24 protein-coding genes are annotated in these 22,265 nt (G+C 64.7%); 6 read left to right on the top strand and 18 right to left on the bottom strand.

What is annotated here, in order from left to right:
* Window positions 1-6 precede the first annotated feature (6 nt).
* Genes J7S20_RS01410 through J7S20_RS01400 form a run of 3 tightly spaced genes read right to left on the bottom strand, consistent with a single transcriptional unit; the run spans window position 7 to window position 3,955 of the window.
* Complete coding sequence (locus J7S20_RS01410) at window positions 7-798, bottom strand: ferritin-like domain-containing protein (protein WP_284052449.1); 792 nt, start codon at window positions 796-798, stop codon at window positions 7-9.
* On the bottom strand, window positions 798-1,265 hold the full coding sequence (locus J7S20_RS01405; RefSeq protein ID WP_430980888.1) for a peroxiredoxin: 468 nt from the start codon (window positions 1,263-1,265) through the stop codon (window positions 798-800). Before J7S20_RS01405 ends, J7S20_RS01410 begins: the two co-directional genes overlap by 1 nt.
* Window positions 1,262-3,955, bottom strand: a complete 2,694-nt coding sequence (locus J7S20_RS01400) for a bifunctional [glutamine synthetase] adenylyltransferase/[glutamine synthetase]-adenylyl-L-tyrosine phosphorylase (protein ID WP_284052448.1) — start codon at window positions 3,953-3,955, stop codon at window positions 1,262-1,264. The genes J7S20_RS01405 and J7S20_RS01400 overlap by 4 nt, the downstream gene beginning before the upstream one ends.
* A 139-nt stretch (window positions 3,956-4,094) precedes the next feature.
* Here J7S20_RS01400 and J7S20_RS01395 point away from each other — a divergent pair, with 139 nt between their 5' ends.
* On the top strand, window positions 4,095-4,235 hold the full coding sequence (locus J7S20_RS01395) for a hypothetical protein (protein ID WP_284052447.1): 141 nt from the start codon (window positions 4,095-4,097) through the stop codon (window positions 4,233-4,235).
* An 18-nt stretch (window positions 4,236-4,253) separates the two neighbouring features.
* Here the strand turns inward: J7S20_RS01395 and J7S20_RS01390 are convergent, their stop codons facing one another.
* The 3 genes from J7S20_RS01390 to J7S20_RS01380 form a co-directional block, all read right to left on the bottom strand.
* Complete coding sequence (locus J7S20_RS01390; protein ID WP_284052446.1) at window positions 4,254-4,892, bottom strand: sigma-70 family RNA polymerase sigma factor; 639 nt, start codon at window positions 4,890-4,892, stop codon at window positions 4,254-4,256.
* A 95-nt stretch (window positions 4,893-4,987) separates the two neighbouring features.
* Window positions 4,988-5,128, bottom strand: a complete 141-nt coding sequence (locus tag J7S20_RS01385; RefSeq protein WP_284052445.1) for a hypothetical protein — start codon at window positions 5,126-5,128, stop codon at window positions 4,988-4,990.
* A gap of 42 nt (window positions 5,129-5,170) precedes the next feature.
* The gene (locus J7S20_RS01380) at window positions 5,171-5,971 is read right to left on the bottom strand and encodes a response regulator (protein ID WP_284052444.1); all 801 of its coding nucleotides are present in this window, start codon (window positions 5,969-5,971) and stop codon (window positions 5,171-5,173) included.
* A 235-nt stretch (window positions 5,972-6,206) separates the two neighbouring features.
* On the opposite strand from J7S20_RS01380, the gene J7S20_RS01375 reads away from it, so the two are divergent.
* The 3 genes from J7S20_RS01375 (at window position 6,207) to J7S20_RS01365 (ending at window position 8,408) form a co-directional block, all read left to right on the top strand.
* Complete coding sequence (locus J7S20_RS01375; protein WP_284052443.1) at window positions 6,207-6,380, top strand: NepR family anti-sigma factor; 174 nt, start codon at window positions 6,207-6,209, stop codon at window positions 6,378-6,380.
* 10 nt (window positions 6,381-6,390) lie between these two features.
* Window positions 6,391-7,974 (top strand): sensor histidine kinase, encoded by a 1,584-nt coding sequence (locus J7S20_RS01370; protein WP_284052442.1) that lies wholly within the window; start codon window positions 6,391-6,393, stop codon window positions 7,972-7,974.
* 293 nt (window positions 7,975-8,267) lie between these two features.
* On the top strand, window positions 8,268-8,408 hold the full coding sequence (locus J7S20_RS01365) for an entericidin A/B family lipoprotein (protein ID WP_284052441.1): 141 nt from the start codon (window positions 8,268-8,270) through the stop codon (window positions 8,406-8,408).
* A 52-nt stretch (window positions 8,409-8,460) separates the two neighbouring features.
* On the opposite strand, the gene tatC is transcribed toward J7S20_RS01365, so the two are convergent.
* Genes tatC through argS form a run of 8 tightly spaced genes read right to left on the bottom strand, consistent with a single transcriptional unit; the run spans window position 8,461 to window position 14,947 of the window.
* Window positions 8,461-9,234 carry a twin-arginine translocase subunit TatC gene (tatC, locus tag J7S20_RS01360; protein ID WP_284052440.1) on the bottom strand — a complete coding sequence of 258 codons (774 nt, stop codon included), beginning with the start codon at window positions 9,232-9,234 and terminating at the stop codon, window positions 8,461-8,463.
* On the bottom strand, window positions 9,231-9,704 hold the full coding sequence (tatB, locus tag J7S20_RS01355) for a Sec-independent protein translocase protein TatB (RefSeq protein WP_284052439.1): 474 nt from the start codon (window positions 9,702-9,704) through the stop codon (window positions 9,231-9,233). The genes tatC and tatB overlap by 4 nt, the downstream gene beginning before the upstream one ends.
* Window positions 9,705-9,756: 52 nt before the next feature.
* The gene (locus tag J7S20_RS01350) at window positions 9,757-9,999 is read right to left on the bottom strand and encodes a twin-arginine translocase TatA/TatE family subunit (RefSeq protein ID WP_284052438.1); all 243 of its coding nucleotides are present in this window, start codon (window positions 9,997-9,999) and stop codon (window positions 9,757-9,759) included.
* Between the two features lie 29 nt (window positions 10,000-10,028).
* Window positions 10,029-10,604, bottom strand: a complete 576-nt coding sequence (gene scpB / locus J7S20_RS01345) for an SMC-Scp complex subunit ScpB (protein WP_284052437.1) — start codon at window positions 10,602-10,604, stop codon at window positions 10,029-10,031.
* Entirely contained in the window at window positions 10,601-11,341 is a 741-nt protein-coding gene (locus tag J7S20_RS01340) for a segregation and condensation protein A (RefSeq protein ID WP_284052436.1), read from the bottom strand. The genes scpB and J7S20_RS01340 overlap by 4 nt, the downstream gene beginning before the upstream one ends.
* Before the next feature lie 48 nt (window positions 11,342-11,389).
* A complete protein-coding gene (locus J7S20_RS01335) occupies window positions 11,390-12,409 on the bottom strand; it encodes a glycoside hydrolase family 3 N-terminal domain-containing protein (protein ID WP_284052435.1) in 1,020 nt (339 codons plus the stop codon).
* Window positions 12,410-12,467: 58 nt separating this feature from the next.
* The gene (locus J7S20_RS01330) at window positions 12,468-13,220 is read right to left on the bottom strand and encodes an SPOR domain-containing protein (RefSeq protein ID WP_284052434.1); all 753 of its coding nucleotides are present in this window, start codon (window positions 13,218-13,220) and stop codon (window positions 12,468-12,470) included.
* Window positions 13,220-14,947, bottom strand: coding sequence for an arginine--tRNA ligase (gene argS / locus J7S20_RS01325; protein WP_284052433.1), 1,728 nt, complete (start codon window positions 14,945-14,947; stop codon window positions 13,220-13,222). The genes J7S20_RS01330 and argS overlap by 1 nt, the downstream gene beginning before the upstream one ends.
* Before the next feature lie 135 nt (window positions 14,948-15,082).
* Between argS and J7S20_RS01320 the strand changes: the two genes are divergently transcribed.
* Window positions 15,083-15,544, top strand: a complete 462-nt coding sequence (locus J7S20_RS01320) for a low molecular weight protein-tyrosine-phosphatase (RefSeq protein WP_284052432.1) — start codon at window positions 15,083-15,085, stop codon at window positions 15,542-15,544.
* Window positions 15,544-16,347: a fructosamine kinase family protein gene (locus J7S20_RS01315; RefSeq protein ID WP_284052431.1), complete on the top strand. Its 804-nt coding sequence runs from the start codon at window positions 15,544-15,546 to the stop codon at window positions 16,345-16,347. Before J7S20_RS01320 ends, J7S20_RS01315 begins: the two co-directional genes overlap by 1 nt.
* Window positions 16,348-16,448: 101 nt before the next feature.
* On the opposite strand, the gene J7S20_RS01310 is transcribed toward J7S20_RS01315, so the two are convergent.
* From J7S20_RS01310 to ftsA, 4 genes are all read right to left on the bottom strand, one after another.
* Window positions 16,449-17,612 carry a deoxyguanosinetriphosphate triphosphohydrolase gene (locus tag J7S20_RS01310; RefSeq protein ID WP_284052430.1) on the bottom strand — a complete coding sequence of 388 codons (1,164 nt, stop codon included), beginning with the start codon at window positions 17,610-17,612 and terminating at the stop codon, window positions 16,449-16,451.
* Window positions 17,609-19,189 (bottom strand): SPOR domain-containing protein, encoded by a 1,581-nt coding sequence (locus J7S20_RS01305; protein WP_284052429.1) that lies wholly within the window; start codon window positions 19,187-19,189, stop codon window positions 17,609-17,611. Before J7S20_RS01305 ends, J7S20_RS01310 begins: the two co-directional genes overlap by 4 nt.
* A 168-nt stretch (window positions 19,190-19,357) precedes the next feature.
* Window positions 19,358-20,884, bottom strand: coding sequence for a cell division protein FtsZ (ftsZ, locus tag J7S20_RS01300; protein WP_284052428.1), 1,527 nt, complete (start codon window positions 20,882-20,884; stop codon window positions 19,358-19,360).
* A 115-nt stretch (window positions 20,885-20,999) separates the two neighbouring features.
* The gene (gene ftsA, locus J7S20_RS01295) at window positions 21,000-22,259 is read right to left on the bottom strand and encodes a cell division protein FtsA (protein WP_284052427.1); all 1,260 of its coding nucleotides are present in this window, start codon (window positions 22,257-22,259) and stop codon (window positions 21,000-21,002) included.
* Window positions 22,260-22,265 lie beyond the last annotated feature (6 nt).

Here is a 22,265-nt window from a genome sequence, read left to right as displayed (position 1 = left end):
TAATTGCTATTTCGCAAGCGGACCATAGTAAGACCGGGTTAAACCGGCAGATCGACGCGCCGAGTCGTTGAACGGCGGCTTCAACACCCCTGTAAAATATTCGCGGACAAGCGCTTGCCAATGCGTTTCGCAAGCGATTCGATCCTCGCGACAGCCATGTTCGAACCACCGCGTACCGATCCCGACATGCCGGATTTCGTCGGTGTAGATGCGGTCGAGGATGCGCGCCGTCGCCTCATCGCCGGCGCGCCTTGCGCGCTCGACGGTCGTGGGCGTCACGTCCAGTCCGCGCGCCTCCAGAACCATCGGAACCACCGCCAGCCTGGCAAGCGGATCGTGCGCGGTTACCCGCGCCGACTCCCACAATCCCGCATGGGCGGGCAGCGCGCCATATGCGCTTCCCAGCGCGCGCAGACGGCGATCGAGCAGCGCGAAATGCATCGCCTCGTCCGCGCCGACCGACAGCCAGTCGTCGACGAACGCACGCGGAAAACGCGCCCCGAAACGACCCGCCATGTCGAATGCCAGGTCGATCGCGACGAACTCGATATGCGCAAGCGCGTGGAGAAGCGCGATGCGGCCGCGTTCCGAACCACCCTTGCCGCGCCTCGGCATCCGGTTCGGCGGCAGCAGTTCGGGCTTGTCCGGCCGTCCGGGTTCATCGGGCATGTCGACATCGAAACGCGCCTTGAGCTCACCGCGCCGCCACGCGCGCACCACGGCCCGCGCCCGCACGACCTTGTCGCGCGGCTCGCACGTCAGCAGCACCTCGCGGATGGCCTCGGCGACCGATTGCATCAACCGAGGTCCTTCACCGCCTCCAGCACGGCCTCGACATGGCCGGGAACGCGCACCTTGTGCCAGACGCGCACCAGCTTGCCGCCGGCATCGAACAGAAAGGTCGAACGCTCGATCCCCATATATTTGCGCCCGTACATGTTCTTTTCGACCCAGACGCCGAACGCCTCGGTAACCGCGCCATCGGCATCAGTTGCCAGATCGACGGAGATGTCATGTTTTTCGGCGAATTTACGGTGCTTTGCAGGCGAATCCTTAGAAATACCAAGAACCTTTGCCCCGGCATCGGCAAAGTCGCCCAGCGCCGCGCTGAATTCCTTCGCCTCGCGCGTGCAGCCGCTCGTATCGTCCTTGGGATAGAAATATACCACCAGTGGCTGCCCGGAATAGTCCGGCAGCTTCGCCTTGCTCTCATCGGGCAGTTCGATTTCGACATTCGGCAGGCTGTCGCCTTCAGCGATGGTCACGCTTCATCTCCATTTTCTGCTTCGCCGCGCACCGCTTGCCAGCACGCGCGCACCTCCTGCCGGGTGCGATCGAACGACGCAAGCACACCGTCCCAATCCTGTTCCCCGACCGCATGCGCGACCAGGGCACGCGTCGCCTCGGGCGGCGGCTTGGCATCTGGCGCCACCAGCCGCAGCGTAACCAGCATCCGTGTCAGGAACAGATGCGCAGCGCGCAGCGCTTCCGGCAGCAAGCCGCCACGGCAAAGCGATTCAATCGCCGTGCCGAGATGCGGATCGAACGCCGTGCGGTGGCGCAACTGCTGAACATGAACCGCGAATTCGAGGTCGACCAGCCCGCCGTCGAGCAGCTTGGCGTCGAGCGGCCCGGCAGGCGGTTTGTGCGCTGCCATCTCGTCGCGCATGGCTGCGGCATCCGCGGCGATATCGCGCGCGGGGCGGTCGCCGTTCAGCACATCGCAAATGATGTCGCCGATCGCCTTTCGCGCGCTTTCCGAACCGTAAACCGGCCGCGCGCGCGTCAGCGCCATATGTTCCCACGTCCATGCGCTCTCGCGCTGATATTTGGCGAAGGCGTCGAGCGACACGACCAACGGCCCCTGCGCGCCCGACGGGCGCAGCCGCGTATCGACCTCGTAGAGCGGGCCCGAGGCGGTGGGCACCGAAAGCGCGGCGCTGACGCGCTGTGCAAGGCGATTGTAATAGAGCACTGCACCCAAAGGCTTTTCGCCATCGGATTCGCTCGCATAATCGCCGGTAAAACAGTAAATGAGGTCGAGGTCCGATGCGTGGGTGAGCTGTTCGCCGCCCAACCGTCCGAGCGCCAGGATAACGAGTTCGCTGTCCGGCACCTTGCCATGGCGTTCGGAAAATTCGTCGATCGCAGCGGTTGTCAGGACCTGCACCGCCGCCTCTGCAAGCCTTGCATAGCCCGCAGACACTTCCACCGGATCGCTCGCCCCGGCGACGATCTGCGCGCCCAGTGCGAACCGCTTCTCATTGACCACGCGGCGAACATGATCGAGCAATTGCTGATAATCGGCGCCACGCTCCGCGGGCATCATCTCGCGGGCCAGCGTCGCAATGTCGGGCATGGGGTCGAGCGCGGACGCGTCGATCAGCCCATCGAGCAGTTCGACACGACGGCCGAGCATGTCGGCCAGCGTCGGCGCATGGCACAAAATACTGCTCAACAGGCGCGCCAGCGCCGGCTCCGCCTCGATCAGGTGAAGGAAATTGATCGCGCTCGGCAGCTTTGCGAGCAGCGCATCGAGGCGCAGCAACGCCGCCTGCGGGTCCGCCGCGCCCGACATCGCCTCGACAAGCCCCGGCAGCACCGCCTCCAGCGCATTCTGCGCCGCCGAACTGCGGAGTGCCGGATAGGATGCCGAACGCCATTTCTCGATCCGCTTGATCGCGTTTTCCGGCTCGGCGAAGCCCGCCGCGTTCAGGCGTTCGGCCAGGCGGTCGGTGTCGTTGGGCAGGCCCGGCGCGTCGTCGGCCGCAACCAGTGCATCATAGACCGCCCCGACGCGCTCGACATGCGGACGCAGCGCATCCAGCAGCGCGTCTCCGCTTTCCAGCCCATGTAGCCCGGCGACGCCATCCAGCTTTTCAGGCGCATTCGGCAACATGTGTGTCTGCCGGTCGTCGATCATCTGCACCCGGTGTTCGATCGTCCGCAAAAGCCGGTACGCCGCCGCGAAATCGCGTGCTTCGTCGGGCGCGATCCATTCCGCCTCGCCCAGCGCCGCAAGCGCATCGAGTGTCGCTGGCGCGCGCAGTTCGGAATATCGACCGCCATGGATCAGCTGGTGGACCTGTGCGAAAAATTCGACTTCGCGGATGCCGCCGCGCCCGCGTTTCAAGTCGAAGCCCGGTCCCAGCACCTGCCCGGTATCGTGATGATCGCGAATGCGCCGGGTGATCGCGCGAATCTCACGTATGGCGCCGAAATCGAGCGACCGGCGCCACACGAAGGGGCGGATCGCACGCAGAAAATGCTCGCCAAGCTCCATGTCTCCCGCGGCCGCGCGCGACCGGATAAACGCCGCGCGCTCCCACGGCAGCGCAGCCGATTCATAATGCGAGATGGCGGCATTGACGGGCAGCGCGACCGGGGTGACTTCGGGCGAAGGCCGCAACCGCAGATCGACGCGCAGCACATACCCGTCGCGGTCGAGCCGCTGGAGCAGTTCGATCACACGCCGCGCGATCCGCACCGCCGCCTCCTCGGGCACCTCTCGCGGACGGCAGGGAAGCGTTTCGGGGTCGAAAATCAGGATCGGATCGATGTCCGAGGAATAATTGAGCTCGTGGCTGCCCTGTTTGCCGAGCGCGATTGCCGCGAAGCCGGTCGGTTCGGCATCGGGCGTGCGTTCGGATATGGCGGTGCGGATCGCAAGATCGAGCGCACGATCCGCGAAATCGGACAATATCCCCGTGACGCGTTCAAGCGGATATGCGCCCGACAAATCGCCCAGCGCGGTCACCAGCGCGATCCGGCGCCTTTCGATGCGCAGACGGCTGCCCGCCGGCAGCGTTTCGTCGGATACCGCGCAGTTGGCCAGCGGATCGGCGACAGCCTCGTCGATCGCATCGACCAATTGTTGCTCTCGCGCAATGAGCCCCGAAAGAAAGGGAGAATATTTCTCCGCACGGGCAATGGCGTCGGCAATCGATGGCGTCATGACTGTGTCCCCAAGGTCACATTTCCTCTTGGTCGGGGATAATCGAGATTAATCGAAGGAAACGATTCTGCGAAATGCTCGTTTAATGTGCATGTCGAACACGCCCCCCTTCTCGGGCAACCAAGCCCAAAGACGCCCGATGGTGGTGTCGGAGCCGCGCGCGTATGACGCGGTGGGGTCGACGCTGCGCGACGCCTATGGCGGCGATTCCGCCATTCCGGACGATATGCTGAATTGTCTCGATCAGCTTGACGGAAAGACCGGCTCGCGCACGAACTGAGCGAAGCGGGACCGCGGTTCAGCGGTCCCGGCTCAGATCGTCGACTTCGCCCATGATCGTATCGAGCGCGCTCTTTTCTCCGCCGTCATGCTCGCTGCGCGGCGACAGGTCGCCGTCGTTGAGCACGCCCTCCAGCGCCACGCGACCGCGCGCGACGCGGCTCTTGATGGTGCCGACGGCAACACCGCAAATCTCTGCCGCCTCCTCATAGGCGAAACCGCCCGCACCGACGAGGATCAGCGCCTCACGCTGCGGCTGCGGCAGGTGGAGAAGCGCGCGCTGCATGTCCGATAGCTCGACATGGCGATCCTGGCTCGCCGGCGCGGCAAGCAACCGGTCCGCGACCAGATCGTCCCATTCTCCCTTGAAGCGCGCGCGGCGCATTTGCGAGAGGTAGAGGTTACGAAGGATGATGAAGGTCCAGGCGCGCATGTTCGTGCCCGCCTGAAAGCGCTTGCGCGCGGCCCATGCCTTGAGCAGCGTTTCCTGCACCAGATCGTCGGCAAGGTCACGGCTACCCGATAGCGAGCGCCCGAATGCACGCAGATGCGGGATGACCTGCGCCAGCTGCTCCTTGAACTCCGGGTCCGACAGCGCAACGTGCGGCTTTTCCTCGCCGTCCGCCTCCGTGCCACCCCGATTGTCGGATCGGCTCATTCCATCCCACTCGAATACATGTGAAAAACCCTGTTATCGCGAAGATAGGGCCACCGGTAAGCAAATACCAGTGGCGCCGATCCGCAAAAGCGCCGTCATCCGGTCCAGACGATGATGGCATAGATGATGACGATCAGGACCATGGAGATCGCCAGAATGTACCGCGTCATGTGCGGCGTGGTGCCGGCGCGGGCGCGATCGGTGTTAACGTGCGTTTCTTGGTCTTTATCAGCCATACGCCATCAACCCCCGAAAGTCGTTTTGTGTCCGTTCCGTGTTCAGTCGGCCGGAACCGTCGCCTGATCGAAGAACAGTGCCTGGCTGATCGCCGCCTTCACCGTCGACCGCTGGAACGGCTTGGTGATGAGGAATGTCGGCTCCGGCCGTTCGCCGGTCAGAAGACGTTCCGGGAAGGCGGTGATGAAGATCACCGGCACGTTGAATTCCGCAAGGATGTCCTTCACCGCGTCGATGCCCGAACTGTCATCGGCCAGCTGAATGTCGGCGAGGACGAGACCGGGACGGTCCTCCATCGCCAGAGCCACCGCTTCGTCCCGCGTGACGGCAACACCGGTCACGTCATGACCCAGATCGCGGACGATCGTTTCGATATCCATCGCGATGATCGGCTCATCCTCGATCACCAGCACGCGCGACCGCGTCTGCTTCTCGATCTCGCCGAGCGCATCCTCGATAAGCTGTTCGACCTCTTCCGGCGAACGGTCGATCAGATAGGCGGTGTCTTCGGTCGTGAAACCTTCCATCGCGGTCAGCAACAGCGCCTGACGCGACAAGGGGGCGATGCGCGCCAGTCGGGCGCGGGCGATCGCCTCGTTATCGGAGGACTGGCTTTCATCGACCTTCCAGTCGTCGGGGTGCGTCGACGACCAGATTCCCTGGAACATCCGGTACAGCCCGAGCCGGGGGTCGACATCTTTCGGAAATTCTTCGGGCGCCGCGACGATCGCCTCCAGCGCGGCGCGTACATAACGATCGCCCTCCGCCTGGCTTCCGGTGAGCGCACGGCCGTAGCGGCGCAGGAAAGGAAGGTGCGGTGCGAGCTGCTGTCCTAGCGACATGAGCGGATATTTCTCCTCCGTTGGACCACGAAATTGGGACGTGGTCCGCGTATCTTCAACCATAATCTCGGCGCACGGAAGAGTACCCCTCCCCAAAAATGCACCGGTTGATGGAACAAACGACGCGGTCTTTTGTTTCATCGATCCGAAATGAGTTTTATGGATGGTACGGTAACCAGTCCGGTTGATGTCAATTTGCAGAGCATCCGGCACTGCCGGCAGCGAGGGGGATAGCGTGCGATCGGAACACGATCGAAAAGAAGAGGTCGAAAAGGGACGGCGGAAAAAGGCCGATGGCCCCGACAGCAAGAACAAGAATGTTGGTGATGCCCTCCGCGCGGTTTATCGCGAGGCGGTTTCCGAGGAAGTGCCCGACGAGATGATCGACCTTCTGAACAAACTTGGCTGATCCCCCGCTCATGACAGAGCGGAATCAGCGGTCTTCCCGTCCAGACAAAAGCACCTCCGCGCTCGCCCGGCTACCCACCGGCGGCAAGGTTTTTCTCATCCTCAGCGCGGCATTGTTGCCGCTCGCGACAATCGTATTCTTCGCCTCGCTGCAAACGACGCGGCTTGCCGATGTGGAGGCGCGCGCCCGGCTGCGCGTCGCCGCCGCGGAAGGGTCGCGCGCGCTGTCGAACGAATTGCTGGGCGATATGACGGCGCTGCGCGTGGCGCTGAACGCACTCGACCAGGACCCCGAAAACAGGCCGAGCTGCGCGCGCGCGCAGGGCGTCTTCGCGCAGCAATTCGCCGCCGGAACGCAGTTCTCGATCTATGGTTCGGATGGAAAGCTGCTGTGCGGCAGTGCGATCCGCCCCGGCCTGATGCCCGAAATCACCAGCCCGCGCCTCACCGCCATGCTCGTTCCCGGTCAGGGATTGTCGATCGCTGTGGCAGGGCATCGGGCGGGCTCCTACGCCGTCGCCTTCTTTCCGCTCGATTTCCTCGCGCGCGTCTCGCGGCCGAGCGGCTTCATGCCCCCCTATGCGGCAACGCTGGTCCGCGGCGACGAGGCGCTGTCGCTGCAGGAACTGACCGCAAAGGGCCCACTCGACCGGCGCGAACGACAGACGGTCGATCTGGGTGTCGACGGGATCGCGATGCAGATGTCGGTGCGCTCGGCGCCGATCAGCTCACCGGTGATCGTGACGATGCTCCTGCCGCTCATCATGTGGGCGGCGGCAGCCGGAATCGCCTGGTTCGTCGTCGATCGCCTGCTCATCCGCCCGCTGCGGCGATTGCGGGCGAGGGTCGACGCTTATCATCCGGGTGAGGTCATCGAACTGCCCCCGACCAGTGCGGTGCCCGCGGTCGAAATTCGCGAGCTCGGTAATTCCTTCCGCGACATCAGCGAAACGGTCCGCACGCACGAGGCGGATCTCGCGCAGGGGCTTGTGCAGCAGACGCGGCTGACGCGCGAAGTCCATCACCGCGTGAAGAACAATCTTCAGGTGATCGCCAGCCTCATCAATTTCCACGCGCGCAGCGCCAAGGGCGACGAAGCGAGCAGCGCCTATTCGACGATCCAGCGCCGCGTCGATGCGCTCGCGGTCGTCCATCGCCACCATTATGCGGCAGTCGAAGCGCATCACGGCATAGAAATTCGCTCGGTAATCGGCGAACTCGCCTCGAACCTGCGCGCAACCGCGCCCGAGGATTCGGCACAACTCGGCCTGACGCTCGATCTCGATCCGTTTCTGGTGTCGCAGGATACTGCGGTCGCGGTCGCGTTCCTGCTGACCGAACTGATCGAACTCGCGATGAAGTGCGACAGCAGGGCGAAGGTCGCGATCCTGCTCAAGCCATCGGATAGCGATGGATTGGCGACATTGTCGGTCGAATCCCCGGCACTGATGGAAAGCCCGGTATTCGACCAGCTCAACGATACGCGATATGGTCGGGTGATCGCCGGACTCGCGCGGCAATTGCGCGGAACGCTGCACCACGATCCGATGACCGGCACCTATGAAATAGCCATTTCGATCAAGGGTGTGAGCTGAGTTTCGTATTTTTTTGCGTAATGCGGGAACCGCCCCCGACACGACGCGTTCTGCACTTCGGATAGTGAATTTTTTGCCCCCCCGCTCTCGCTATCCAAGACATGGGCCCGGAAGCGTCAACCCCCTCCCCCCCCCCGGTGACGCTTCCGGGCTCAATAATTTTGGGGCGACCCCAGTCCCTGCATTTCCCAACCGACGACGATGCCGCGCAGAAACATTGTCTGCCCGGAACGAATCTGCGGGTCCGCGCATTGAAGCGCATACGCCGCACGTTTCAACTGGTGGAGAATGTCATGCGTAAGCGTAAGATCATGAGCCTCGCGATGCTGGCGGGCACGCTGTTGGTTGCCGCCTGCAACACGGTAGAGGGCGTGGGCAAGGATGTTGCCTCTGCCGGTGACACCGTGGCCAATACGGCCGACGACGCCAAATAAGCCTCGGTTACCCGCAAAAGACTATTCGGGCCGCGCATTGCCGCGGCCCTTTTTATGCGGTCCCGGCTTCGCGCTTGCGCCGTCGCTCGGTGATGCGGATGCCGATGATGCCGATCTCGTAAAGCGCGATCAGCGGACCGGCGAGCAACAGCTGCGACCCGACATCGGGCGGCGTCAGCACCGCCGATATGCCGAACGCGCCGACAATCGCGTAGCGCCGCGCGCCGGCAAGCTGCTGCCGCGTCACGATACCCGCCCGCTCGAGCAGCATCAGCAGGATCGGCAGCAGAAACGCCAGGCCGAACGCGAACAGGAACTGCATCATGAAATCGAGGTAGTTGCCGACGGACGGCAGCGCTTCCTGATCGATCCCGCCGAAATTCCCCTGGTAGCTGAGCAGGAATTTCAGCGCGACGGGCACGGCAACGAAATAGGCCATCGACGCCCCCATGATGAACAGCACCGGCGTCGCGACCAGAAAGGGCAGCAGCGCCTTCTTCTCGCGGCGATACAGGCCCGGTGCGACGAACTGCCACAATTGGTTCGCGATCACCGGGAACGACACCATCAGCCCGGCAAAGAACGCCACCTTGATGCGGACGAAGAACGCCTCGAAAATCTGGGTGAAGATGATTTTCTGCTGCCCGGCATGGACCAGCGGCTGGACCAGGAACGCGAAGATGTTCTCGGCGAAGAAATAACAGCCGATAAAGGCCAGCAACAGCGCGCCTACCGACCAGAGCAGCCGGGACCGCAATTCGATCAGATGATCGAGCAGCGGCGCCTGGCTGTTGTCGATTTCATGGTCGTTGTCGTCATCGCTCATCGCGTGGCAGCATCCTTGTCGGCACCCTCGGACGCGCCTTCGTCCTTGATCACCGGCTTTTCGGTGAGTTCGGGCTTGCCCGATTCGGCGATGGTGGAATCGAGCGGAAGCTGCGGCTCGCTGTCGTCATCCTTGTCCGGTGGCGGCGCGTCGGAACGGGGTGGTTCGGGCCGAGGCTCCGAATCGGCTTCGGATTCTACCGTCTTCTCGTCATTCGGCGCCGGCAGCGATTCGGGCGGATGCTCGCGCATGATGCGCTCATTTTCTGCCGCCCATTTCTTCTCCAGTTCCTGAAGCTCGGCCTCGCGGATCACCGCGTCGATGCCCGACCGGAACTGGCGCGATATGGCGCGCGCGCGACCGACCCACTGGCCGACAAAGCGCATCGCCTTCGGCAAATCCTTGGGACCGATGATGAGGATCGCCACCACGACAACCACCAGCAATTCGGTCGGAGCGACGTCTAGCATCTATTTCCAGGCTCGGATCGAAAGCGCCCGAAAAGGGCGGGAATCAAGACTATCAGCGTTCCTCGCGCGGACGCTCTGCATCGCGCTCGCGGTCGTATTTGGGCTCCGAATTGCGCGAGGATTCGAGGCGCGACGGCTCACGCCTGTCGCTCTCGTCTTCCTCGGCCATGCCCTTCTTGAAATTCTTGATACCCTTCGCGACGTCGCCCATCATGTTTGAAAAACGACCGCCACCAAGCAACAACACCGCCACCACGGCGAACAGCAGCCAGTGAACCAGGCTGAAACCACCCATTACGAAATCTCCTCGCGTTCTGACCCTATCTAGGCCTCTTCGTCGCGATTTTCTACCTCGGCCTGCTCCATCGCGAGATCGACGGGGTCGAGCAGTCCGGCAGCGCGCAAATCATCGATTCCCGGCAGGTCGCGCCGGCTGGCAAGCCCGAAATGGTCGAGAAATCCTTGCGTCGTCGCATAAGTGAGCGGCCTGCCCGGCACCTCGCGCCGTCCCGCCGGGCGAATCCAGCCCGCCTCCATCAGCACGTCGAGCGTGCCCTTGGAAATCTGCACACCGCGAATCGATTCGATTTCGGCGCGCGTCACCGGCTCGTGATAGGCGATGATCGCCAGCGTTTCGGTGCCCGCGCGTGACAGCTTTCGCGGCTCTTCGCGGTCGCGGCGCAGCAAGTGCGCCAAATCGCCCGCCGTCTCGAAATGCCAGCGCTCGCCGCGCCGGACGAGCGCGATGCCGCGTTCGGCATAATGCTCCGACAATGCATCGAGCACCGGCCGGACATCGGCATCGCCCAGATGCGCCTTGATCTCATGGATGGTCAGCGGCTCCTCCGCCGCGAACAGCACGGCTTCGACCGCGCGGGTCAGATCGTCGGGTGTGCTCATGCCGGACCACGCAGATATAGCGGCGCAAAAGGCGATTTCTGCTTCAACTGCACCTTTCCCTGCCGCGCAAGTTCCAATGCGGCGAGAAAGCTCGACGCCAGCGCCGACTTGCGAAATCCCGGGCTGGCATCTGCGGGCAGAAAACTCTCGATGGTCGACCAGTCGATCCGCTCGCCGACCATCGCCTCGACTCGCGCGATCGCCGTCTCCAGCGTCATTACCGGGCGCTGCGCGACGACGTGCAGCACCGGCCGCGTTCTCGCGCTGACCCGGCCATAGGCAGCGATCAGATCATAGATTTCCGCCTGCCAGACGGTCTGACGGATCGTCCGCAGCCCTTCCGGTGCTCCGCGCGTGAACACGTCGCGCCCCAGCCGGTCGCGCGCCATCAGCCGCGCCCCGGCGTCGCGCATCGCGTTCAGCCGCTCGAGCCGCAATTGCAGCCGCATCGCCAGTTCTTCGGGGCTCGGTTCGACCTCGGGGTCGCGCGGCAAGAGCAGCGCCGACTTCAGATAGGCGAGCCATGCCGCCATCACGAGATAGTCCGCCGCCAGTTCGAGCTTCAGCGACTGCGCATGACCGACATAATCCAGATATTGCTCGACCAGGTCGAGGATCGAGATTTCGCGCAGATCGACCTTCTGATTGCGCGCAAGCGCCAGCAACAGGTCGAGCGGCCCTTCCCAGCCGTCGATATCGATGGTCAGTCGCTCGTCCTCGCCCCGCGCATCGGTCATCGGCGGAGTAAAGCCGCCCCGGCCGCCGACGGCAAGACCGTCATCGCATCACGCATCCGCTTGCGCGATCGCGAGCAGTTCGTCGCGCTTGGCGATCAGCGCGTCCAGCTCGGCTTCCTCGCATCCGTCGGCGATCGTCGCCATCGCCCGGTCTAGCCGTTCGCGTCCCGCTGTGGTCAGCTCGCCGGTGCGCTCGGCAATATCGACCATTTCATTCATCCGCGCCCAGCAATCGAGCGCGACGTCGCAGCCAGCCGCAATCGCCGCCGCCGCCTTTTCGCCCGCTGACCCGCTGAGCGCCTTCATGTCGATATCGTCGGTCATCAGCAGCCCGTCAAAGCCGATGCGCCTGCGGATGACATCCTCGACGATCACCGGCGACAGCGTCCCCGGACGCTCGCTATCCCAGGCCTCATAGACGACATGCGCGGTCATCCCCATCGGCGCGTCTTTCAGCGTATGGAACGGCTCCAGATCGCTTTCCAGCGCATGCGCATCCGCCTTCACCACCGGCAGTTCGTAATGGCTGTCGACCACCGCGCGCCCATGGCCGGGCATGTGCTTGACGACGCCGACGACGCCACCGCGGCGCAACCCCTCTATCGTCGCACGGCCGAGCGCCGACACGCGCATCGGTTCGGCGCCGAATACGCGTTCGGCGATCGCGGGCGTCGTCTCGGGCTGGCGGACATCGAGCAGCGGCAGGCAATCGACCGTAATACCGACCTCGGCCAGCATCAGCGCGATCGCCTGCGCATTGACGCGCGCCGCCTCGATCGCCGATGCCGGGGCGATTTCGTACAGCGCGTCGAACGCGGGTCCCGCCGGAAAGGCTGGCCATTCGGGCGGCCCCATCCTCGCGACCTTGCCGCCTTCCTGATCGATCAGGATCGGCAGGTCGTCGCGGCCCGACAACGTTCGCAATTCGTCGGTCAGCGCGCGAAGCTGCGCTCGGTCGCCGACATTACGCTTGAACAGGATATAGCCGACCGGGTCCGCCTCGGCGAAAAAGGCGCGCTCGGCATCGGTCAGGGAAAGGCCGGACAGGCCATAGATCACGGGCTTCATGGCCCTGCGCTAGCAAATCCCGCGCGCGGCGGGGAGAGGGTTCCGGACGCTCAGCGCGTCACTGCGCCGGAATGTAGCACGCCTCGCCCGCGACCTTCAGCTTGCCGCACAATTCCTTCGCCGCGCTCGCGCTGCCCGCGTTCACGCGCAGACGATACACGGTGTTGCCGTTCACTTCCGCCTTCTGGACGGTTTCGCCGAGCGGCTCGAGATAGGAAAAGCGCTTGGAAAGCCGCGACCATGCGGTCTTGGCACCGCTCTGATTGGGGAAGGAGCCGAGCTGCACGACCGAGCCGCCGCCGCCCGAACTGTGCTTGTTCACGCTGGTCTGCGCGGGCGCCTTGGCCGCGACTTTTTCGGCGGAGGTCGGCACCTGCGCGACGACTTTCGCCGCGCCCTTGTCGGGCGCCTGCTTCTTCGGCGCCACGCGCTTGCCGTCGACCGGTGCTTCGGGAAGCGCGTTCACGTCGACCGATCCGTTGGTCGTGCCGCCCTCGCTGGCGACATAGCGTGCGTCGCCCTCGCCCGCGACCTTCATGCCCCCGGCCTGGTTCGGCTTGACCTTGTAATCGCCTTCCTGCGCCGCGATCAGCTCGCCATTGCCGCTCCCGCCGCGATGATTGCTCAGCCACAGATATCCGCCGACGATCGCCGACACGATCACGAGGCCCACCACGACGAGCAACGCCATCCGCCCGGGCGACGGACCATCGTCGAAATCCTCGTCCGCGGTTTCCAGCCAGGGCAGCCGGTCCTCGTCCGCAAACGGCTCCTCGCGATGGGTGCTTCCGTCCGCGCCGGTATCGGTCATCAGTGCATCTCCTCGACGGCCCTGACCCCCATGATCCCCAGGCCGTTACGGATAATCTGCCCGATCGCGTCGGCGAGGAAAAGCCGCGAACGTGTCAGATCGGGATCGTCGGCCACGACGAAACGCCGCCCCGGCTGATCGTTTCCGAGGTTCCACAGCGCGTGAAAATCGGCTGCCAAGTCATAGAGATAAAAAGCAATACGGTGTGGTTCACGCGCCGATGCCGCGCCCTCTACCACGCGCGGAAACTGCGCCGCGCGCTTCACCAGCGCCAGCTCCTCTGTATCAAGCCGGGACAGGTCGGCATCGCCGCCCTCGATCCCCGCCTCGGCCGCCTTGCGCTTCAGCGAGGCGACTCGCGCATGCGCGTACTGGACATAGAAGACCGGATTGTCCTTCGACGCCTCTACGACCTTGGCGAAATCGAAATCCATCTGCGCATCGGCCTTGCGCGTCAGCATGGTGAAGCGGACGACGTCCTTGCCGACCTCGTTCACGACATCGGCGAGCGTCACGAAATTGCCCGCGCGCTTCGACATCTTCACCGGCTCGCCGCCGCGCAGCAGCCGCACCATCTGGATCAGCTTGACGTCGAACCGCGTCTTGCCTTCGGTCAGCGCGGCAACGGCGGCGACGATGCGCTTCACCGTACCGGCATGGTCGGCGCCCCAGATGTCGATCAGCTGATCGGCCTCCTGCGCCTTCTGATAGTGATAGGCGAGGTCGGCGCCGAAATAGGTCCAGCTTCCGTCGGACTTCTTGATCGGCCGGTCCTGATCGTCGCCGAATTTCGTCGAACGGAACAGCGGCAGTTCGACCGGCTCCCAATCCTCGGGCGTCTCGCCCTTCGGCGCTTCGAGCAGCCCGTCATAGACAAGGTCGTGCTCGCGCAGCCATTTCTCCGCCGCCTCGGGCTTGCCGGCCTTCTGCAATTCGGCCTCGCTCGCGAAGATCTCGTGATGGATGCCGAGCAGGGCGAGATCCGATTTGATCATCTTCAGCATCGCCGCGACCGCTTCGGCGCGGAACAGCGCCAGCCATTCGCCCTCGGGCTTGCCGACATACTGGTCGCCATATTCGTCGGCGAGATGCTGGCCGACCGGCTTCAGATAATCGCCGGGATACAGCCCCTCGGGGATCGATCCGATATCCTCGCCCAGCGCCTCGCGGTAGCGCAGATGCGCCGAGCGCGCGAGCACATCGACCTGACCGCCCGCGTCGTTGACATAATATTCGCGAACGACCTTGTGCCCCGCGAATTCGAGCAGGTTGGCAAGCGCATCGCCCACCACCGCACCGCGGCAATGGCCCATGTGCATCGGCCCCGTCGGATTGGCCGAGACATATTCGATATTGACGGTGACGTCCTTGCCCATGGCCGACTTGCCGTACTCGTCGCCGTCGTCGGTGATCGCGCGCAGTTCCTCGCGCCACGTCGCATCGGTCAGCGTCAGATTGATGAAGCCCGGCCCGGCGACCGCGACCGAGGCGACCTCGTCGAGCTTCTCCAGCCCTGCCGCGATCGCTTCGGCAAGCGCGCGCGGATTGGTCCTGGCCGGTTTGGCCAGCACCATCGCCGCATTGGTTGCCAGGTCGCCATGGCTGGGATCGCGCGGCGGTTCGACCGTGACATTGCGTCGCTCCAGCCCCTCGGGCAGCACGCCGTCGGCGACGAGCTGATCGAGCACGGCATCGAGATGGGCAGCGAAACGGGCGTAGAGCGTCATGGATTCAGCCTGATATTTCGAAAGCGCGCGCTTTACCCGATGACCGCGCAACTGCAAAGGCGCAGCTGACGCCCCTCGCCCGTCGATGCGACTGAATTGGACTCGTACAGTTGCGACGGAGTACGACGGAACACCATGACCAAAGCCGCCATCCTCTTCGTCTGCCTCGGCAATATCTGCCGCTCCCCGCTCGCCGAAGCCGCATTTCGCGCGGAAGCCGAAGCGGCCGGCCTCGATGTCGCCGTCGATTCGGCGGGCACCGGCAACTGGCATGTCGGAGAGCCGCCCGACGACCGCGCGCAGGCGGTGGCGGCGAAGCACGGGCTCGACATCTCGGGCCTGCGCGCGCGACAGGCGAAGCGCGATGACTTTTACCGCTTCACCCACATCTTCGCGCTCGATCGCGACAATCTCGACATACTCGAAGCGTTGCGCCCCGACGACGCCACCGCCGAACTCGCGCTGCTTCTCGACTGCGTACCGGGGCGCGAGGGCGAAGCCGTGCGCGACCCATATTATGGCGGGCAGGACGGGTTCGACACGACCTGGGATGATGTCACCGCCGCCGCCCGCGCGCTCCTTGCGCGTCTCGACTGATGGCCAATACCGCAGAGCGCATCGCTGCCCTGCTCGGCAGCGGCCCGGTCGAATTATCGCCGATGTCGGGCGGCGACCTGTCTTCGGTATTTGCAATATACGACGATAACGGCCGCGATCTCGTTGCCAAACAGGGCGGCGCGGCCGAAGTCGAAGCCCGGATGCTGCGAGCCATCAGTGCCAGCGGCGCTCCGGCGCCCGACGTGATCGCCGCCGAGGACGACCTGCTCGTCATTGCGCGCTGCCCCAGCGGCGGAAGCCGCAGCGGAAGCTGGGCAAGCCTCGCCGACATACTCGATACGCTCCATGCCAGCGAAGGCGATCGCTATGGCTGGCCCGACGACTATGCCTTCGGAAAGGTCGCGATCGTCAACCGCGAGAGCACGGACTGGGCAGCCTTCTGGGCCGAGAACCGCCTCGCCTGCCACATCCCCCATGTCGATACCCGGTTGGCGAAGCGGCTGGAAAAGCTCGCCGCGAACATCGCTGGCCACCTGTCCCATGATCCCCGGCCCTCGCTGCTCCACGGCGATTTGTGGGGCGGCAACATCCTGTTCGCCGATGGCCGCGTGTCGGCGCTGATCGACCCCGCCTGCTATCATGGCGACCGCGAAGTCGATGTCGCGATGCTGACGCTGTTCGACCATCCGCCGCGCGATTTCTTCGCCCGACTGAACCTCGCCGTCGGCTGGGAAGAACGCCAGCCGCTGTACCGCCTGTGGCCGCTCCTCGTACATCTCCGCCTGTTCGGCAGCGCCTATGCCGGTCAGGTCGACGCGGAACTACGAAAGCTGGGCTGTTGATTTCCGTTGTTCCTGCGCCGGCAGGAACCCATGTCTCTCGAAGCGCTCGCTGCGGCTGAAGTGAGAGCGATAGGCTCCTGCCTGCGCAGGAGCAACGCGGATCAAAACCCCGCGGGCAGCGAAATCGGCCCGACCAGTTCGCGGTAGCGCTGAATGGCGTAGCGATCGGTCATTCCGGCGATGAAGTCGGCGATGTGGCGGCTGCGATGCGGCTCGTCGGCGGGCAGCGGCTCGCGCCACCCTTCGGCCATCCGTGCGGGATCGTCATGATAGGCTGCGAACAGCCCGGCAACGATGCCATGCGCCGTCTCCGCCGCGGCAAGCTGCTGCGGATGGTGATAGAGATTGGCGTACATGAACCGTTTCAGCGTCCGTTCGTCCTCGCGCATCGCATCCGAAAAGCCCACCAGGCACTGGCCCGCCGTGCGAACATCCTCGACGCTGCCGACGCCGGCATCCGCAACGCGCGCTTGCGTTTCGGCGATCAGGTCGTTGACCATCGTGCCGATCTGCGAGCGGATCAATTCGCCGATCAGCCGGTCCTCGGGCAAATTGGGATAGCGCGCCCGCACGGCGTCCCAACCGCGCGCAACCAGCGGCACCTCGAGCAACTGGTCGAGCGTCAGCAACCCTGCCCGCAACCCATCGTCGATATCGTGATTGTCATAGGCGATATCGTCGGCGATCGCCGCGACCTGCGCCTCGAGCGACGACCATTGCCGCAATTCGAGCGGAAACGCCGCGTCGGCGGCGCCAAGCGCCCACCCCGGATAGCGGACCGGCCCATTGTGCTTGGCCAGCCCTTCCAGCGTCTCCCAGGTCAGGTTGAGCCCGCGCCAGGTCGGGTACGGGCTGTCGATGTGCGTCAGCGCGCGCAGCGTGTTGCCGTTGTGGTCGAAGCCGCCCTTCCCCTCCAGCGCGGCTTTCAGCGCATCCTCGCCGGCATGGCCGAAGGGCGGATGACCGATATCGTGCGCCAGGCACAGCGCCTCGGTAAGGTCCTCGTCGAGGCCGAGCGCACGCGCCACCGTCCGGCCGATCTGCGCAACCTCCAGACTATGCGTCAGCCGGACGCGAAAATGGTCGCCGTCGGGCGCCATGAACACCTGCGTCTTGTGGCGCAGCCTGCGAAAGCTGATCGAATGGATGATCCGGTCGCGGTCGCGCTGGAAGGCGTTGCGCGGACCGCGTGTCCCCTTTTGTTCTTCATAGAGGCGGCCGCGGCTGCGCTCCGGGTCCGATGCCCAGGGCGCGCGCGCACTCATTGGATGTCGAGCTTCTCGATCTTCTGCCCCGCATCACTGGTGAAGGTGAATGCGGAAAGCCCCTTGCCGGCCAGCTTGTTGACGAAGTCCTGCGCATCGGCTTCGCTGTCGAACGGTCCGGCGAGCAGCCGGTTGGTAAAGCGCAGCGGCGTCGTCCAGGCCTGCTTGCCCTTGAACGCCTCGGGCGCCTTGTCCTTCAGCCGGTTCCATTCGCGCGGCAGTGTCTTTTGATTCGCGCCGCCCGCGACCTGTACCCAGTGGCGCGCCGGATATTGCTTGGCCGGATCGGGTGTCGATTTCTTCGGCTTGGCCGTTGGCTGCGGTTTCGCCGCCGGCTTCTCCGTCGCAGGTGTCGGCGCGGCCTCTTCCTTGCGCTCCGAAGCGGCGGTCGTCGCGCCAAAAGCGGGTCGCGGCGCTTCTGCGCCGGGCATCGGCGCAACGCCCAACTCGGACGCAGGCACAGAGATGCCACGCATGATCGCGCCGATCCGGTCCTCTTCCGACCCGATCGACGACGGTGCGGTTTTCTCGGTTGCCGGTGCCTTCGCGACCTTCTGCTCGGCGGCCGGTGGCGTATCGGGCGCCGTCGCGGGTGGCGGCATCGCCGGCTGCATCGCGGTTGCGGCGACATGCTCGCTTGTGCTTGCGAGCGGGGCGGACGAAGTCACCGGCTTCTGAACGGGTTCAGCCTCGGCCTCGGCCAGCCGGACCGGGATCGTCTGCTGCTGTTCGGCCTTGGGCTGCGTCTTTTCCTGCTTCGCGCGGCGCTGGCGACGCGGCTTGCGCGCCTTCCGCGCGGGTTCGGCGCTCGCGACCTCGACGCCCCCGCCCTGTTCGCCGCGAAGCGGAAGCGGCGGCGCAAGCTGGGCATCGGCGATTTGCGCGGGGCTAAGCGACAATTGTCCGAAATGCACCGCGAACGCCTTTTCGGCGGGCGACGCGTCCGCCAGACGGCGGAAAAACGCGGTCAGATTGCCGGAGAAGTCGGGCAGGATCGTCCGCACGATCTTGTCGGCGCCCGCAATGTCGCCGTTCATCGCCAGGTTGAACGCCTGCGCACGCCACGCTCCGCGATCCTGTTTGCGCAACATCGGGTCGAGCATATCGGCCGCCTGTTTGCGATCGCCGCTGATCGCGAGCGACAGGGCAAGCCGGCGGCGAACCTCGGGATCGTCACCCTTGCTCAATGCGAGGCGATAGTCGGATTGCGCATAGTCGGGATGGCCGGTCAGATCATAGGCAAGGCCCCGGTCGGCCGCAAAATCCGCAATCGGCACGCCCTTCTGTTCGGCCTGCGCGAAAAGCCGCAGCGCCTCCCCCGGACGTTCGAGAATGACATAGGCCGCTGCCCTGCCGGCTGTAATCCGCGGATCGTCGGGCGACACATCCTCGGCGCGCTGAAAGAACTGAAATGCGGCGGCCGGCTCGCCCAGCCGCACGCTCAGCCGCCCAGCCTCTATCAGCGCATCGAGATTTTTCGGGTCCTTGGCGAGGATCCGCATTTGCGCCGCCAGCTTGTCGGCATGCGGCGTTGCGGGCTGCACGATCTCTTGCGCGGCCACGGGCGGCGCGCTCACGCAGCACGCGGCCATGGCCAGCGCGAACAGGCTATAGGGGGCGGAAATCGATAGCTTCATGTGGGTCGAACGATAAACCACATCGCGTCTGAACCGGCGCTTACCCCGGTCGCCAGCCTCGGCAAGGCGGTTCGTGGCTGCGACGAACCGCCTGCAAAGGGCCGACAATTACTGATTGTTCTGGCGGTGGAGGAAACGCGGAATATCGAGCGAATCCTTGCCGTCTTCCTTGTCCTCGTCGCGCGCCGCCGCACGTCCCGACATCCGTTCGAACAGCGTTCCGCCGCTCTTCGGACGCGCAGGGCGCTCGGGCTTCGCCTCTTCGGCCTTTTCGCCTTCGGAATCGAGCGCGGAGCCCGGCGTCAGCCAGCGACGGCGCGGAGACGGAGCCGGCTCCTCGGTCGTCATCGCAGGCTCTTCGTCCGACTCGACGACGGTTTCGGCACCGAGCAGCAGCTCGTCCGAATCGTCTTCGCTGGTGATTTCGGTTTCCTCGGCCGGCGCCTGGTCTTCACCGGCGGTCGCCTCGTCACCGCTGTCGGAGGAATCGGCCTCGAATTCCTCGACCGCCTCGGTTTGCGCGATCTCTTTCGCTTCGTCGGATGCATTGTCGGCCGTTTCCGGCTCCGGCGCATCTTCGGTGACCGGCGCAATCCCGCGACGCGGTGTACTGAACGAAAAGGTGCGAGCCTGGTTCTCGGGCGCGGCAGGCGCCGATGCGGCGTGTTCCTCGGCCTCGATACCCGTGGCTACCACCGACACGCGGATCTTGCCGTCGAGTTCGGGATTGAACGCCGAACCCCAGATGATGTTGGCATCTTCATCGACCAGCTCGCGAATGTGGTTCGCCGCCTCGTCGACCTCGAGCAGGCGCATATCCTCGCCACCGGTGATCGACACGATGACACCCTTGGCGCCCTGCATGCTGACGCCGTCGAGCAACGGATTGGCGATCGCCTTTTGCGCGGCCTCGATGGCGCGGCTGTCGCCTTCGGCTTCGCCGGTGCCCATCATCGCCTTGCCCATCTCCTGCATCACCGAACGGACGTCGGCGAAGTCGAGGTTGATGAGGCCGGGCATGACCATCAGGTCGGTGATGCCGCGCACACCCTGCTGCAGCACCTCGTCGGCCATTTCGAACGCTTCCTTGAAGGTCGTGTTCGCATTGGCGACCAGAAACAGGTTCTGGTTGGGGATGACGATCAGCGTGTCGACATATTTGTGCAGTTCTTCGATGCCGGTATCGGCCGATTTCGCACGACGCTTGCCCTCGAACGCGAACGGCTTGGTCACCACGCCGACGGTCAGGATATTCATGTCGCGCGCGATCTTCGCGATCACCGGCGCAGCGCCCGTGCCCGTGCCGCCACCCATGCCGGCGGCGATGAAGCACATATGCGATCCTTCGAGCGCCTGCTGAACGGCCTCGACCGTTTCCTCTGCGGCGGCGCGGCCGATCTCGGGCCGCGATCCGGCGCCCAGCCCCTGCGTGATCTTCGCGCCGAGCTGGATACGCTGCTCGGCCGTCGACTGCTTCAGCGCCTGCGCATCGGTATTGGCGACGACGAACTCGACGCCCTGCACCTCGGCGCGCATCATGTTCGCGATCGCGTTGCCGCCTGCACCGCCGACGCCGATCACCGTGATCCGCGGGCTCAGCTCGTCAACATCTTGTGGAAGGAATTCGATACTCATCCGTCATTCTCCCCCGCGCGTCGCATAGTATGGCGGCGCACAAAAACTCGCTGCCCGTTCTGCATCAACGCGGTACTCGGTTAAACCCCCCTTGGCGTCCGAATGTAACATTCCGTCAATAATTTGTTCGGATCGCCGTCCATAGACGCTTCAATAGCGCACCTGGACTCGGCCGCACCACCATCATTTCATCGGCATCGACCGATCGCAGATCGATCGGATCGGCCGCCGCGAACATCGCCAGACCCGCCAGCGTCGCAAAGCCCGGCCCCGAATGCGCATCGGGCAGCGCGGTCAGCCCGCGTGCACGGCCGACGCGCACCGTGCGGCCCAGCGCCTGCTGCGCATAATCGGCGATTCCCTTCAGCTCCGCGCCGCCGCCCGTCAGCACGATCTGGCGCCCCACCGGGTCTTCGAAATTCAGCTTGCGCAGTTCCTTCTGAATCTCCGCCATCAGCCGGTCGAGCCGCTGCCGGATCACCGCAATCAGCTGCGCCCGCGTGATCCGCGCTCCTTCCACGCCGTCCTCGGGCGCGATCGGGGCGACATCGATCATGTCGTGATTGTCGCGCGGACTCATATTGGCCGAGCCATAGAAACACTTCATCCGCTCCGCCTGTGCACGCCGCGTGCCGAAGGCGGAGGCGACATCGTCGGTAATGTCCGCGGCGCCCATGGGGATCGATGCCAGTCCGGTCAGCATTCCCGCCTCGAACACCGAAACATTGGTGATGGCGGCGCCGATTTCGACCAGCGCCACACCCAGCTCGCGCTCCTCGTCGGACAGGCAGGCAAGCCCGGTGGCAAGCGGCGCGGCAATGATCGACTTCACCTCCAGATGCGCAGAACGCACGCACAGGTCGAGGTTGCGAACCGGCGACCCGTCGGTCGCGACGACATGGATCTCGACGCCCAGCCGGTCGGCGTGGAGGCCCAGCGGCTGCTTGACCCCCGCCAGCCCGTCGAGCGTGTACCGCGTCGGCTGTGCGTGCAGGATCATCCGGCCATTGGGATCGATGGCGTTGCGCCCGGTTTTCAGCAGATGATCGACATCGGCCTGTTCGACGCGGTGGCCGCCAAGGTCGATCTCCAGCTTGACGAGATCGGACAGCAGCCCGCCAGCCGAAAAGCTTACCCACACATCCTCGATATTGACGCCGGCGATCTTTTCCGCCTGCTCGACCGCCTCGCGCACGGCAAGCTCGGTCGCCGCCATGTCGGAGATATAACCGCGCTTGACGCCCTTGCTCTCACGCTGGCCGGTGCCGAGCACGACCAGTTCGTTGCCGTCGCCCTTTTGCGCGATCAGCGCACAGACCTTCGACGACCCGATATCGAGCGCGGTAATCAGTCCTTCCGGTGCCGTCCTTGCCATTGCCGT

Origin of the sequence: Stakelama marina (assembly GCF_018122655.1) — a bacterium.
Classification (GTDB): Bacteria; Pseudomonadota; Alphaproteobacteria; order Sphingomonadales; family Sphingomonadaceae; genus Sphingomonas; species Sphingomonas marina.
This window is presented reverse-complemented; position numbering and strand designations above follow the sequence as displayed.